We start from the raw sequence: 13376 nt of genomic DNA on the forward strand, positions 1-13376 counted from the left end.
GACCGGGATCAACGGCTCGACCAGCTCCCACAACTCGTCATCGACAACCCACGGCGCAACCATGCAGAAGGGTTCCCCACCAGCGAAAACCCCAACCCACTCATTCTGACAGAAGCTCTTAAGGCAGATGGGAGGCTCGATGACGCAGGAGTCCTTCTTCGGACCGCAGCAAGCTCCTGTGGTCAAGGCTGCTGGTGATCAAGCAGTGTGGATGCGTGTGCTGATCACCGTGAAAGCGGCACCGAACCCGTCCAGCGCCTATGGGGAAACGGTCTGTGTGGCGGGCATTCGCCTCGATCTTGATCACTCTGGGTGGGTGCGGCTCTACCCGGTCAACTTCCGTGAGTTAGAGAGCGGTCAGCGGTTCGCCAAGTACAACGTCGTGGTGCTCCGAGCTCGTCCGGCTCGTGCCGATGGACGGGTGGAGAGCTGGCGGCCTGATATTCCGAGCTTGCGGGTCGAGGCGTCCCTGAAGCCTTGGGCACCTCGGAGGCCTTATGTCGAACCGTACGTGCTGGACTCGATGTGCGGTGTCCTCCAGGCCGTTAGGAACGCACCTCCGGCTCGGTCGCTGGCGGCGATCCGGCCGAGGTTGGTCAAGGACTTGAAGGTGAGACCCCACCCAGGATGGACCGACCTGGAGAAACGCAAGATTGAGGAGTACGTGGGCCAACTGGACATGGCAGGTACCGACCGGACTGCCCTGGAACCACCGCGGATGCGGGGTTGGTATCACTACCGGTGCCATGCTCAGGCTTGTCGTGGCCACGAGCAGGGGATTTTGGATTGGGAGTGGGTCGCGCTGCAACGCAGGCTTGCTCATTTGTCGGATGACGCATTGACGGACGAGCTTCGTCGCAAGTTCCTGGACGAGATGTGTGGGCCGTCACGAGATCCTGTGTTCTACGTGGGCAACCAGGCGAAACGACAGCAGACCTTCAGCGTACTCGGTGTCTACTATCCAGCCCGTTAGACGTTGAGTAGCCGGTCAAGCTCTTGCAGCACCACATCGCGGTGGCAACGTCGTTCGTCGGCCTCGAAGCACATCACTGCGACCAGGCCACCACGCGCCAGCTCCACGAGCTCGGCGACCGCGTCTTTGGCCATCGGCTCGGCTAGCAGCGACCGATAGTTGGCGCGGGCCCGGTCCAGTTCGGCGGGGTTTCCGCCGAAACCCGCGCGGTTTGCCTTCGGGTTGCCCAGTGCGCGCAGGTGGACGTACCCGATTCCGGCGTCCTCCAGGGCAGTCGACAGCGCTGTCTTGCTGAATCCGCGCTTCCGCGATAGCGGCATGTGCCGTACATCAGCAAGTACACCCACACCCGCTGCAACCAGGTCGGCGACAAATCCCTCCAGATTGCGCCCTTCATAGCCGACCCCGATCCTGCCGCAGGTCGCCTCAATCATCGCCATTACGTGACTCTCTCACGCCGCTCGTCGCGATCGCCAACCATCACGTCAGGTCATGTGGTGTATGTCACGGCTGCGGGCGCCGTTGTCGGGCATTGGTCTGCCCGGATCGGGCCGTCCTGACATGGAGAGGGAACGGTCAGATCAAGATCGTCTCCATAAATTCTCCATCGAGACGACAGAAGCCCTGTCCCTCTGTGAAGGGACAGGGCTTCTCACCAGCGCAAACGTCTGGTGGGCGATACTGGGATTGAACCAGTGACCCCTACCGTGTCAAGGTAGTGCTCTCCCACTGAGCTAATCGCCCGAGGCGGAGGCGGGAATCGAACCCGCGTACAGGGCTTTGCAGGCCCTTGCCTAAGCCACTCGGCCACTCCGCCAGGTCCCGAAGGTGCGACCTCCAGGGGGCCGGCGCAAGGCCGAACCGCTTCCGAGCGGACGACGGGATTCGAACCCGCGACCCTCACCTTGGCAAGGTGATGCGCTACCAGCTGCGCTACGTCCGCACGCCCTCCGGATGGTCGCGGTGGTGATCCGCTGCCCTCCGGCTTGGTGCGAGTGAACTCTATCCGAGGTCCCGGAGCCGTTCCAAATCGGGGTCTGGTTTTGGGATCTGCTCAGGTCAGGTCGGTGGAGATCAAGTGGGTGAGGGCTTCGTCGACGTCGACCCAGAGGTGTTCGTTGCCGGGGACGACGACGTCGTAGGTGCGGTCGAGGAAGTCGGCGAGCTCCTGGGCGGCGGCCTCGAACACGGCGTGGCCGGACGGGGAGCTCAGCTCGATGACGACGACTTCGGGGTCGTCGCCCGCCGGGCGGATGCGGACATCGCCGTCGCCCGCCTCGGCGATGAGTCCGTCGGCGAGGAGGTCGCGGGCGAAGACCCACTCGACCCAGCCCGCGCGGCCGGTCCGGAAGGCGGCGACGACCGCGTAGGGGTCGCGCGTGTCGTAGCGCAGCTCCACCTTCACCGGCACCGCTGGCGTCCTTGGTGCCAGGAGGTCGAACACCGCTGTCGACCGCAGCGTCACGTGATCGTTTCGCATCGCCCTACCCTTCTGCTCCCTTCCCAGTCAAAACGACTGAGCCCCTTCCATGTGACGCCTGTGCGCAACAAAACGGTCGCGATTCCGGGATATGTCACCCGGACGGGGCACCGCCTGATGCGCCTAGCGTTCATACGGCTGCGGACCGTCACCTGAACAGTCCGCAGCACTTCCCATACTGGCTGGTTTCGGGCTCCGTCGGTAGCGCCTGGAGTGCGAATCTTGCCTCCCCAGGATGTCACTGATTGGTAAAGTCCGCCCTGACCTGCGGTGCGACCGGGTGATGTGGCACGAACCACGTTCCCGCAGGTCAACGCCACTGGGGATGCCTCAGGCCGCCCCTGCCCTGAGAATGACGTCCTGGCGAACGAGAGGTGCTGCGGTGACGAGCAAGGCTCCCGAACACAAGTCGTTCCGCCCCGACTGGGCCGACCGCTCCCGCACCACCCGCCTGGTGTGGCGTATCGGCGTCGCGGTCGCGGGCGGAGCGGTCCTCGCGGCGGGCATCGTCCTGATCCCCTACCCCGGCCCCGGCTGGCTGGTCGTCTTCGCGGGCCTGGCCATCCTCGCCGTCGAGTTCCCCTGGGCCCGCCGCGTCCTCGACTTCGCCCGCGCCAAGTACGACAACTGGGTCGCCTGGCTCAAGCGCCAGAACCTGGCCGTCCGCCTCCTGGTCCTGCTCCTGACCGGCCTGATCGTCGTGGCGACCCTGTGGCTGCTGGGCGCCTTCGGCCTGATGGGCCGCTGGTTCGGCGTCTACTGGCCCTGGTTGAGGTCCCCGATTTTCGGCTAGCCCAGCCCCTGTTGTAGTGTTCTCCCCGTCGCCCCCACCGGCGACGATCCCGGGCGATTAGCTCAGCGGGAGAGCACTTCGTTCACACCGAAGGGGTCACTGGTTCGATCCCAGTATCGCCCACAGTTTGTTTGTGCTGGTCAACGCCCTGCCAACGGATCTTGTTGGTGGGGCGTTGATCGTTTTGGGGAGCATCTGGGGAGCAGCGTGATCTGACCTCATTCGTAATACCGAAGGGGTCAGGCGGCTGTTGTCGGTGCGGTATGGGTGTCGGGCCAGGTCCAACCCCCGTCGTGCTCCCAGCGTTTCTGCAGGGCGTTGCGCATTTTCTGGATCATGAGGTCGGTGACGTGGGAGTAGTCGTCGTCGACGTCTTTGTGTCGGTGGCCTAGTACTCCAGCAGCACTTCGTGATCTTTTGGCATCGTCGCTGGTAGTGGGCTTGTCGTGCGCGGTATTGGTGGCGTCTGCGCCAGAGAGACCAGGTCCAGGTCACGACGCGGTCGACCGGTGTGGTGATCAGGTGTGCCAGGAGACGCTTGGCCTCGCCCAACGTGATTGGGATGAGGTCGCTGCCAGGGCTTTTGGGGCGATGGCGGCGGTGACGGCGAGGTAGGTGTGGGCGAGCATGGCCAGGGTGACGTGCCGGTACCAGGCGTCATAGCGGCGAACCTGGTAGTGGTCCAGACCGACTTCGTTCTTGGCGGTTTGGAAACATTCCTCGACCGTCCATCGGGCGCCGGCCACTCGAATCAGGTCGTCGTCAGTTGTCCCCGTTGGGGCGTAACATAAGTAGTAGGCCAGTTCGAGTTCACCCTTGCTGTTGGGGGTCAACGATCGGCGCACCAGAAGCCAGCGAGACCACCCCGGCGTCGTGGTGTCCTCATACACCGGCAGGGAAGCGACTGCCCAGTCGAACAGTCGTGGCCCCTTGGCTCCATCGCCGCAACTGCGTCGTTTCCACGCATCGTCGGGTGCTTGTGCCACCAGAGCATCGGCCCGCGAGGTGCCGGCCGTGGCGGGGATCGTCTGGTTGCAGGCAACCGCGACCACGTAGCCAATGCGCCTGGTTTCCAGCCAGCGGCGGAACTTCGAGTCTCCACCGTAGGCTTCGTCGGCGGTAACCCATGCGGCGGGCACCCCGGCGTCCAGCGCCCGCGCGAGCATCTCCTGTGCCAGTGCCGCCTTGGTGGCGAACTCGACCTCGTCGGATATCGCGGCTTCCTGACATCGTTGCCGATCGCCGGTCCAGGACTTCGGCAGGTAGAGTTCCCGGTCGATCAACGTGCGGCCTTTGCTTGTGGCGTAAGCAAGGAACACGCCCAGTTGACAGTTCTCGATGCGCCCGGCGGTGCCGGAGTACTGCCGTTGCACTCCGGCGGAGCGGGTGCCCTTCTTCAAGAACCCGGTTTCGTCGACCACAAGTACTCCGTCACGATCACCGAGGTGCTCCACGGCGTAAGCGCGCACGTCATCACGGACCCCGTTGACGTCCCACGCTGCGGCGTTGAGCAGACGCTGCATGCCATCCGGGGTCAACTCGCCGGCGGCCTCGGCCAGAGTCCAGCCATTCTTGCCGACCAGCGGCGCCAACAGGCCACGCACGTAGGCACGAGCCCGACGGCGCGGCTCAGCCCGAAAGAAACGGCCCGCGACCTGCGCGAACAGGTCATCCAGGCCAGCCACCCACGCCTCAAGGTCCTCATCAACCAACACAAGATCAACAAGCTACAGCATCATGATCACGAAGTGCTGCTGGAGTACTAGCAGGAGGTGCCGTTGCGGACGGTGAAGTTCCCGGTGATTTTGCCATCCGCGCCCAGACCACCGAGTCCGCAGGGGCGACCGGGGCCGCCGTTGCCGCCGGTGGCGGTGTTGTTGTCGCCAGCGTAGGGGGGAAGGACGGACAAGCTTTTGTTGGTGCCGTCGCCGCCGTTGCCGCCCTCTGAGCCGTCGGGGCCTGCCGGTCCGCCGTTGCCGCCGGTCACGGTCACGACCGCGGCCACGGCCAGTCGGGCGTCGTTGCCGATCCCGCCATGGCCCCCCTCGCCGGAGAACCGGCCTTCCCTGCCTCGTCCGCCGCGCGTGTCGAGACGGTTGGCCACCCCGTCCTGCTGCACGAACTCGATACGGCGGTTGTTGCCGTCACCGCCGTCCCCTCCGTCATTGTCACCGCTTGTACTGGGGTTGGCCTCGCCTCCGAGGCCCCCGATGAGGATGACGGTGCCCGAGGTGCGGATGGTGCCGTCGTTTCCGTAACCGCCTCGACCGCCGTCACGAGCGTCGAAGTTCCCGGTTCCACGGGCGTTCGCTCCGTTGCCGCCTGTCGCTGTGATGGTGTCGTTACCTCCGCCACCCTCGACCGTGCCGTTGTTCGCGTCGCTGCCCGTAGAGGAAAACCCTCCGGCGTAGACCCCGGCACCGCCGCCCAATATGACGCTGTCGTCTCCCTCGCCGGCATCGACAAGCCCGTCGTTCGCGTAGCTGTTCGTGGCCCCTCCCGCTCTGATGATGTCGTTTCCAGGGCCGCCGTTGACAATTCCGTCGATGGCGTCATCCTTGGCGTCCGCCCCGAAGATGTCGATTTGGTCATTTCCTTCGAGGCCGTTGACGGTCACCCCCGAGGGCACCCGAACACAGAAGATCAGGTCGTCTCCGGGAGTGCCGTTGATCGTGTCGCCTGCCACCTGCTGGAGGTTGACCGTGCAGACGCCGACTGCAGCGGCGGCCGATGGGGCGAGAACGATCCCGCCGCCGGTCGCGAGGGTGGCGATCATCGCGACGGCGCCGATCCGCCGGCTTGACAGAATTCGGTGGTTCATGTGGTCCCCGTTCGTTGTGCGCCCGATGTGCCTTTCCAAATAGCTGTGGCTGGATGGTCTCCCGTCATCCGTTCGGAAACGTCGTCGGTGACGTGAAACCATCCCTTCGGGTGATTCCGGCCGCTCTCGAGATCGGATTCGTGTTGGTGGTCGGGACGGCCTCGTGACATTTCATGATCGATCGTCGTGGTGTGTCGGTCGGGTGCGGTGTGCGCGGAGCGGAAGGCCGATACCCCGCCGGCGGCAGACCCGTGGGTGGATTCGAGACCGGAGACCGGTGCTTTGTCCGGCCAATCTCCGAGAAACCCCGCAGACGCTCCAGCTCCTCATCCGCGAAGACCTGCGCCGCCGATGACTGCCTCACGGCGTGGGTCGGCCGGACCGGCTCGACACCCGAACATGATCTGGCTCCATGAGTGAGTCACGACAACAGCGGCGGGCCCGGGAACGGGCCGAGGCGAAAGCAACAAGTGGGAAGGGGCCGCGTCCGCGCGAGACCCCGGCGATCGTGGTGCGACGTCCCCACGTGGTGGAGGTCGAACTGGATCGGTGTGTGGCCGAGGACGACCCGACGGAGGTGTCCTGGATGGCCGAGTGGGGTTTGCGCGACGACAGTATGGGTGGCGAGGACTTGGCCGAGTTCGTCGCCACGATCGTCGAGGACGCGCGCCGGTTGTGGTCGGACCGCTACAAGTTGACCATCGAATGGACCTTGGACGGAGACCCGCTTCCCGGCGGCATCGTGCAGGACGCCGTCACTGCGGCCGGCGTCACATTGCCCACAACGGTGTCCTGAAACGAACCAACCACCGCTTGCGGGGCTCGCCCTGGCCGAGGACCGCCGCCCGCGGCCGCACCGGCGGGCGCCCCCACCGTCGTCGATGCCGACAAACGCCGCGCCATTCTTGCCCGCCGCGCCGAAGGCAATCTCTACGCGAGATCGTCCGCGGCGTCAGCCTTGCCGTCGTCCGCGGCGTCGTGACCGCCGAGACCAACGCCCTGCCCAGCCGGACCGAACTTCCTGACGAGCAGGTTGTGGCCGAAGGCCGGCCGTTGCCCACCTGATCCCTGCCAAGTCCTACAGCGATCCCGGAGGAAGCTCTACGACGCCGCGCAGACTTGTCCGCCTTCGGGCTAGTGCCGTTGCGGGAGGATCTGGTTGAGGCCGATGGCCACGCCGCCGAAGGTGACCATGCCCTTGATGATCGCGTCGGGCACGTCGGTGCTGGACAGGAAGCTCAGCCAGCCGACAAGAAACGCGAACACGAGCGCGGCGATGAAGACCAGCAGGGGTCGCACGCCGATCAGCGGTTGCTGACCGTTGTCAGTGGGCGCCGTGGTGAGGTGGGCGCAGGCGCACGGCGGGATGGCGGGGACCGGTAGGCGGGATCCGGTGCTGGTCGGAGATGCGCTGTGAGTGATCATGGGGAGGCGGTCGGGCAGGTTGGACATGTGATCCCTCCGAGGGGCGAGGGTCCCTGGTGCTGGTGGAGGCCGGGCCGGGGACCCTGGTGGGCGGACACCGCTTGGTGCTCGCCCATCCAGTACGGATCACGTGGTGGTTTTCCGGCTACTTCCGCGCCGACAACGTCGAGGGCCGAAGGGGGCTGGCGGGGGTGGTCGATGGTGACAGAAGGAATGTCGGGGGCGCTCCGCCCAAGATCAGGCGGGACGATTTGCTGGCCCGCTATGGGCCACCCGGAGTGCGGTTGGCAGAGTTCATGGTGCGGCTACGCACCGAGGGCAGGTTCCACAACAAGAACGCGGCGGCATTGTGGATCATCCAGGATCGGCAGCGGCCCCCTGCCGAGCGTGACCCCGCCGCGCGGGCTCTGCTCGCCCAGCCCACGACAAAGACCCCACCAACCGGCGTCCAGGACCCCGAGATCAAACCCCGGGTGCTCAGCGAGCTGATGCACATGAAGGACCAGCGGGTCCCGGTCGGCTTGGTCCACGCGTTTTTCGATCTGTGGGCTCGGAAAACCGGTGTCTCGCCGGTGGATGCCGCGGTTGTCCGGCGCGACTTGGACGAGATCTACGACAGCGTTCCGGCGAAACCACGCGCCCGCGGTCAGAGTCACAACGCGCGCGAGATCACCAGTCTGAAGAACCAGCTCATCGCCACCCAACAGCAACTCATCGACGCCGTCGGCAACCGCGAGCGCTACGTCAAGCTGGTCTCCGCCTACGACGTGGTCCTCAGAGAACTCGCTCAGCAGCATGTGCGCCTGGTGCGGGAACGCGACGACCTCCGTCACCGCCTCGACACCGCCGAAGCGCTCGCTCACACCGGCCACGAAGACCGCGATCCGGCGGCTCACCGGGTCCGGGCCGCCGAGGAGCAACTTGCTCGCGCCGAAGCGGGGCAAGCCGATACCGAGCAGCGTCTCGCCGAGGCCACCGCACTGGCCGATGAACTCCGTCGCCAACGCGACGAACTGCAGATACGCCTGATCCGTTACGAAAACACCTCACCCGCCTCCGTCGAATCGTCGCCTTACCTGCCCGCCCTGCCGGGCGGGCGATCCGACTCCTTGGAAGAACACCGACGCGTCCTGGACCGCCTTGATGAGGTACGCCACGAAGGCGAACAGCAACTCGAACAAACCCGCCGTGCAGTGCACCAACACCCCGAAACCGCACCAGCCGAGCCCCCCGACGAACCATCACCGACCGTCATTGACAGCGCCACACACGCCCCCCGACCGCCAGTAATCCTGCTTGACGACGGACAACCAGATAACTCCCTGAGCAGCAAAAACGTCCCTGTCAGGCGCTGGCGCAGCACGCCTCCACCAAGACGCCCGCAGCCGCCGGGTGAACGTGGACGCAAGAACCGCACCGTTGCCCGAGGAACATCACCAAGCCGAGCCCCGCTCTCGATGATCGGCATCCTCGGCAGAGCATTTGGTGGGGTAGTGGGCGCGGCCTTCGGGATGCTTGGGGCTGAAAACCTGGTCAAACCCATCTTCGGACACGCGCCCGGATTCTTCCCCTACCTCATCACCATTACCGCGTTCGTAGCGGCTATCGGATTCATCGTAACGACGGTGAAAACGACATTTTCTCTGTTTATTGCATGGTTTGTTCACTTCAGTGTGAGCATGGCAGGTTATGGAATTGGTGTCGAGTTCGCCAATTCGGGCCCGCTGGGCGACTTCGATAAGCATCCGTATGTGGCCAGCTACCCTGACTGCGGCCCCAACGCCTGTGTCGGTGGTGTCGGATACAAGATCCCCGCGGCCATGACGATCACCTTCACCACCGACATGACACCGAACAAGTTCGACAGCGTCTTGATCGCCGACGAGCAGTGCGGGAACGGCTCCTTCGAGGTGCCCTGGTGGATCAAGGTGAACGGCTCGATCTGGAACGAGGGCTGGTTCAGCGACGTAGTCGACCGAGCCGGGCTGCCCACACTCGCATGGTCCACCCCCACCACCATAGAGATCTACATCGCCGCCCGCAGAGAAGCGAACTGCACGGTCTACTGGGTCGGCCGGTGACCCCCGCATCGGTGCCCGCGCTTGACAACGACCCCACCGAGACCTGAGCCCACCCACCGGACAATTGGCCATCACCCGGTCGATGAGCCACACCCGCGGCGACAACCAGCACCGACCGACTGCCCCACTCGTGCGTTATCCAGTAGATCGCGCGCAACAGGTACCGGCAGGCGATACCGATAGCCGACGTTGATTTCCGACACGACTTATCGACACCCGTGCGACCGTCCCGGCAAGCCGCCTCCGCTGTGTCGGTTAATGGTCGTTTCCCGACACCCCGACGGCGGGCGCCCTGAGAGGGCTCAGGAGGGAGCGGGGTCGTCCGGGGCAGTGGGGTGCGATCGCCGATTTCGAACGGCTTGTCGCGGACAGGGGCCGGTTGCAGGGACCGGACCCCCCGCCACTCTGAGCGCTCGGAGCGGCCTCTTGCGTCATCGCGCCCGCGTCGGCAATCTACCGGCGGTAGCACGCGCACTGGAGCAGCTCCTTGCCGACAAGACACGGGTGCTGGGACCAGACCACCCCGAGACTCTGATTACCCGCGGGAGCTTGGCGACCGTACGCGGTGGTTATGGAGATGTGGCGCGTGCGGTGGACGATACCGAACAACTCCTACAAGACCGGACTCGCCTGCTCGGCTCCGACCACCCGGACACTCGAGCTTCCCGAGAACATCTTGCGTACTGGCGTGCGCGGCAGTGAGGCGTGACGCGCAAGTACGGATCGAGCATCATCGGACGTCCGCCCATGCCGCTGAGGGGGTTCAAGGCACACTGCCCGTCCCGCGGGTCTCGGGTACTCAGAAGGAGCGAGACTGGAGATGCGAGCACACTTGAGCGGACGTCAATTGCGCCAAAACATGCCGCGAGCGGCCCCAATTAGAGACCGATTTCCACGTTTTCGCAGTTCAGGCCATGATCGGGGCGCGTCTGGAGGTCAAGGGGACCCTATTTCAAGTATCTGACCTCATGCAGCCTGAACTGTTCCCTGCTGTCGGGTGCGGAGGTCTTGGTGTTCGCGCTGGCACGAGCGTGTCGCTGGCGACTAGTGTCGTGAGTCGTTAATTCGTGTGCAGTATGCGGTGAGGGTGTCGAGGATCTGGTCGGCGGTCTTGGCCCAGACGAATGGTTTGGGGTCGGCGTTCCAGTCGTTGATCCAGCGGCGGACGTCGGCTTCGAGTTCGGTGACCGAGCGGTGGGCGGAGCGGCGCAGTTTGCGGTTGGTCAGTTCGGCGAACCAGCGTTCGACCAGGTTGAGCCAGGACCCGCTGGTGGGGGTGAAGTGCAGGTGGAACCGGGGGTGGCGGATCAGTCATTCCTTGACTTTGGGGGTCTTGTGGGTGGCGTGGTTGTCCAGCACCAGGTGCAGATCGAGGTCTTTGGGCACCGCGGTGTCGATCAACTTCAGGAACCGGAGGAACTCCTGGTGGCGGTGGCGCCGGTAGTGCTGGGCGATGACCGATCCGCTGCCCAGGTCGAGTGCGGCGAACAGGCTGGTCGTGCCGTGGCGCACGTAGTCGTGGGTCATCCGCGCCGGGGTGGTGGGCATGATCGGCAGGATCGGCGCGGTCCGGTCGATCGCCTGCATCTGGGACTTCTCGTCGACGGCGAGCACCAGCGCGTTCTCCGGTGGCGCCAAGTAGAGGCCGACGACGTCGCGGACCTTGTCCACGAACTGCGGATCGGTCGAGAGCTTCCACGTCTCGATCGCGTGCGGTTTGAGCCCGAACGCCCGCCAGATCCGCGAGACCGCCGACTGCGACAGCCCGATCGAGCGGGCCATCGACCGGGTCGACCAGTGGGTGTCCTGCCCCGGCGTCTCCTCCAACGTCTTGACGATCAACTCGTGTACTGGGCCAGGAGGTTGGTGACACGCCGGTGGTGGTGCTTGGAATGGGGGAGACCTCCGGGTGCGGTGGTGATTGCGACGTCATCCATCTGGCCTGGAGGTCTCCGTGTCCCACCGTAACGCCCGCACCACCTTCCGCGGCAGGCTGCTCATCGTCGAGCGGCATCGGGCCGGGTGGCCGCAGGCGCACATCGCCGCGGCGATGGGTATCTCCCGCACATGCGTGCGCACCTGGCTCGACCGGCACGCCGTCGAAGGTGAGGCGGGTCTGCGGGATCGGTCCTCACGCCCGCATTCCTCCCCGCGCCGCACACCTGTCGAGGTGCAGGCCCGGATCGTCGAGCTGCGGGAGCGTGAACGCCGTGGCCCGGCTTGGCCGGGCGCCGAGCTGGGGGTCCCGGCCCGCACGGTCTCACGGGTCCTGGCCCGCCACCAGGTCCCCCGGCTCGCGGCGCTGGACCCGATCACCGGGCAGGTCATCCGGGCCTCCAAGGCCACCGCGGTCCGCTACGAGCGTGACCGGCCCGGCGAGTTGGTCCACATGGACGTCAAGAAGATCGGCCGCATCCCCGACGGCGGCGGCTGGCGCGCCCACGGCCGGGCCGGCCGGGAAGCCCCCCGCGACCGCACCACCAAGATCGGTTTCGACTTCGTGCACTCCCTGGTCGATGACCACTCCCGACTGGCCTACTCTGAAGTCCTCCCCGACGAGAAAGGCCCCACCTGCGCCGGGTTCCTCGCCCGGGCGATCACCTACTTCGCCGCACACGGCATCACCACCATCGAGCGATTGATGACCGACAACGCCTGGGCCTACCGGTGGTCACTGCGGCAGGTCTGCGCCGAACACGGCATCACCCAGAAGTGCATCAAGCCCCACTGCCCCTGGCAGAACGGCAAAGTCGAACGCCTCAACCGCACCCTGCAAACCGAATGGGCCTACCGGCAGGTCTTCACCAGCAACACCCAACGCACCGCGGCCTTGGCACCCTGGATCGAGCACTACAACACCCAACGCCGCCACCACGCACTCGGAGGCCACCCACCCACCAGCCGACTGACACCAACCTAATAGCCAAATACAACTAGGGCCTGTCCTCAAAGCCAGATGAGCAGGGTGGCCAGGTCGAGCATGCCTCGGTAGGAGGTGGCTGTCTTGTCGAACCTGGTCGCGATGGCGCGGAACTGCTTGAGCCGATTGAAGCAGCGTTCCACCACGTTGCGGCGCTTGTAGGCGGTGCGGTCGAAGGTCGGCGGGCGACCGCCGGCCCGGCCGCGGCGCAGTCGGTTGGCCTGCTGATCACGGCGTTCGGGAATGGTCGCTGGGATGTGACGTTTGCGCAGGTAAGTGCGGATGGCGCGGCTGGAGTGGCCCTTGTCCGCGATCACCCGGCTCGGCCGCGTGGCGGGCCGTCCCTATCCCGGCCGGTCGAATCGGATAGCGGCCATGACCCGGGTGAACACGGTGCAGTCGTTGACGTTGCCGCCGGTCAGGACGATCGAGAGTGGCCGGCCGTGGCCGTCACACCCGAGGTGGATCTTGGTGGTGGGCCCGCCTCGGGAACGGCCGATGTCATGACCACCAACGAGACCTTCTTCAGCCAGGGAGACACCCGCCACGGGGACGTCTACCTCGAATACGACTGGCAGTGGAACATCTTCCAATACCCCCCAGACGCCGAAGTCCCCCTCACCGACATCCGAACCGCGGTGCACCAGTTCGCCCAAGCCTGCACCCGGCCGACCGCGATCCGCTGGCAGGAATGGGAGCCACCGATCGAGCGCGGCACAACATCCCTTGCCCACGACGACCCCGCCTGGGGCTGAACGGAGCACCTAGTGCTGCATCTCGGAACGTTGACCCGGTAATCGGTCTGGTTGGTTGACGGGCCAGGCTGGTTCTCCCATGTCGAGCGGGAGGTGGTCGTGGGTCGTCGTCCGGAGGTGTTCGTCCG

The 13376-nt window shown here is 65.5% G+C and carries 12 protein-coding genes, 4 tRNA genes and 2 pseudogenes; 8 read left to right on the plus strand and 10 right to left on the minus strand.

Annotated features, from left to right (window positions below; all coding sequences use genetic code 11):
- Positions 1-139 precede the first annotated feature (139 nt).
- A complete protein-coding gene (locus ACTG9Q_RS32480; RefSeq protein ID WP_455576786.1) occupies positions 140-973 on the plus strand; it encodes a hypothetical protein in 834 nt (277 codons plus the stop codon).
- On the opposite strand, the gene ACTG9Q_RS32485 is transcribed toward ACTG9Q_RS32480, so the two are convergent.
- From ACTG9Q_RS32485 to ACTG9Q_RS32505, 5 genes are all read right to left on the minus strand, one after another.
- Positions 970-1413 (minus strand): DUF488 domain-containing protein, encoded by a 444-nt coding sequence (locus ACTG9Q_RS32485; RefSeq protein WP_455576787.1) that lies wholly within the window; start codon positions 1411-1413, stop codon positions 970-972. The genes ACTG9Q_RS32480 and ACTG9Q_RS32485 overlap by 4 nt on opposite strands.
- A 229-nt stretch (positions 1414-1642) precedes the next feature.
- Positions 1643-1717: transfer RNA gene (locus tag ACTG9Q_RS32490), tRNA-Val, on the minus strand.
- Position 1718: 1 nt separating this feature from the next.
- Positions 1719-1790: transfer RNA gene (locus ACTG9Q_RS32495), tRNA-Cys, on the minus strand.
- Positions 1791-1843: 53 nt separating this feature from the next.
- A tRNA-Gly gene (locus ACTG9Q_RS32500) sits at positions 1844-1916 on the minus strand.
- A 111-nt stretch (positions 1917-2027) separates the two neighbouring features.
- Entirely contained in the window at positions 2028-2453 is a 426-nt protein-coding gene (locus tag ACTG9Q_RS32505; RefSeq protein WP_378248532.1) for an SsgA family sporulation/cell division regulator, read from the minus strand.
- A 382-nt stretch (positions 2454-2835) separates the two neighbouring features.
- Here ACTG9Q_RS32505 and ACTG9Q_RS32510 point away from each other — a divergent pair, with 382 nt between their 5' ends.
- Together ACTG9Q_RS32510 and ACTG9Q_RS32515 are read left to right on the plus strand one after the other, a co-directional pair.
- Entirely contained in the window at positions 2836-3246 is a 411-nt protein-coding gene (locus ACTG9Q_RS32510; protein WP_455576788.1) for a TIGR02611 family protein, read from the plus strand.
- 51 nt (positions 3247-3297) lie between these two features.
- A tRNA-Val gene (locus tag ACTG9Q_RS32515) sits at positions 3298-3369 on the plus strand.
- Positions 3370-3764: 395 nt separating this feature from the next.
- On the opposite strand, the gene ACTG9Q_RS32520 is transcribed toward ACTG9Q_RS32515, so the two are convergent.
- Both ACTG9Q_RS32520 and ACTG9Q_RS32525 read right to left on the minus strand, forming a co-directional pair.
- Positions 3765-4961 carry an IS701 family transposase gene (locus ACTG9Q_RS32520; protein ID WP_455576789.1) on the minus strand — a complete coding sequence of 399 codons (1197 nt, stop codon included), beginning with the start codon at positions 4959-4961 and terminating at the stop codon, positions 3765-3767.
- A gap of 47 nt (positions 4962-5008) precedes the next feature.
- Positions 5009-6067, minus strand: a complete 1059-nt coding sequence (locus ACTG9Q_RS32525; protein WP_455576790.1) for a hypothetical protein — start codon at positions 6065-6067, stop codon at positions 5009-5011.
- 553 nt (positions 6068-6620) lie between these two features.
- Between ACTG9Q_RS32525 and ACTG9Q_RS32530 the strand changes: the two genes are divergently transcribed.
- Positions 6621-6863, plus strand: coding sequence for a hypothetical protein (locus ACTG9Q_RS32530; RefSeq protein WP_455576791.1), 243 nt, complete (start codon positions 6621-6623; stop codon positions 6861-6863).
- A 338-nt stretch (positions 6864-7201) separates the two neighbouring features.
- Here ACTG9Q_RS32530 and ACTG9Q_RS32535 read toward each other — a convergent pair whose 3' ends face one another.
- On the minus strand, positions 7202-7366 hold the full coding sequence (locus tag ACTG9Q_RS32535; RefSeq protein WP_455576792.1) for a hypothetical protein: 165 nt from the start codon (positions 7364-7366) through the stop codon (positions 7202-7204).
- A gap of 182 nt (positions 7367-7548) precedes the next feature.
- On the opposite strand from ACTG9Q_RS32535, the gene ACTG9Q_RS32540 reads away from it, so the two are divergent.
- Together ACTG9Q_RS32540 and ACTG9Q_RS32545 are read left to right on the plus strand one after the other, a co-directional pair.
- The gene (locus ACTG9Q_RS32540; protein WP_455576793.1) at positions 7549-9573 is read left to right on the plus strand and encodes a hypothetical protein; all 2025 of its coding nucleotides are present in this window, start codon (positions 7549-7551) and stop codon (positions 9571-9573) included.
- A gap of 258 nt (positions 9574-9831) precedes the next feature.
- Positions 9832-10275: a tetratricopeptide repeat protein gene (locus tag ACTG9Q_RS32545; protein ID WP_455576794.1), complete on the plus strand. Its 444-nt coding sequence runs from the start codon at positions 9832-9834 to the stop codon at positions 10273-10275.
- A gap of 342 nt (positions 10276-10617) precedes the next feature.
- On the opposite strand, the pseudogene ACTG9Q_RS32550 reads toward ACTG9Q_RS32545, so the two are convergent.
- Positions 10618-11415: pseudogene (locus ACTG9Q_RS32550) on the minus strand (IS630 family transposase); the annotation flags it as partial.
- Between the two features lie 112 nt (positions 11416-11527).
- On the opposite strand from ACTG9Q_RS32550, the gene ACTG9Q_RS32555 reads away from it, so the two are divergent.
- On the plus strand, positions 11528-12493 hold the full coding sequence (locus ACTG9Q_RS32555; RefSeq protein ID WP_455576795.1) for an IS481 family transposase: 966 nt from the start codon (positions 11528-11530) through the stop codon (positions 12491-12493).
- Between the two features lie 26 nt (positions 12494-12519).
- Here the strand turns inward: ACTG9Q_RS32555 and ACTG9Q_RS32560 are convergent.
- Positions 12520-13002, minus strand: a pseudogene (locus ACTG9Q_RS32560) (IS5 family transposase); the annotation flags it as partial.
- On the opposite strand from ACTG9Q_RS32560, the gene ACTG9Q_RS32565 reads away from it, so the two are divergent.
- Complete coding sequence (locus ACTG9Q_RS32565) at positions 12955-13248, plus strand: Imm1 family immunity protein (protein ID WP_455576796.1); 294 nt, start codon at positions 12955-12957, stop codon at positions 13246-13248. The pseudogene ACTG9Q_RS32560 and the gene ACTG9Q_RS32565 overlap by 48 nt on opposite strands.
- The last annotated feature ends 128 nt before the right edge of the window (positions 13249-13376 follow it).

The organism is Actinokineospora lacus (genome assembly GCF_053813445.1).

Excerpts from the sequence above, each read along its gene's own strand:
- ACTG9Q_RS32480 (WP_455576786.1), top strand. The coding sequence starts at position 140 with ATGACGCAGGAGTCCTTCTTCGGACCGCAGCAAGCTCCTGTGGTCAAG.
- ACTG9Q_RS32485 (WP_455576787.1), bottom strand. The coding sequence starts at position 1,413 with ATGGCGATGATTGAGGCGACCTGCGGCAGGATCGGGGTCGGCTATGAA.
- ACTG9Q_RS32505 (WP_378248532.1), bottom strand. The coding sequence starts at position 2,453 with ATGCGAAACGATCACGTGACGCTGCGGTCGACAGCGGTGTTCGACCTC.
- ACTG9Q_RS32525 (WP_455576790.1), bottom strand. The coding sequence starts at position 6,067 with ATGAACCACCGAATTCTGTCAAGCCGGCGGATCGGCGCCGTCGCGATG.
- ACTG9Q_RS32545 (WP_455576794.1), top strand. The coding sequence starts at position 9,832 with ATGGTCGTTTCCCGACACCCCGACGGCGGGCGCCCTGAGAGGGCTCAG.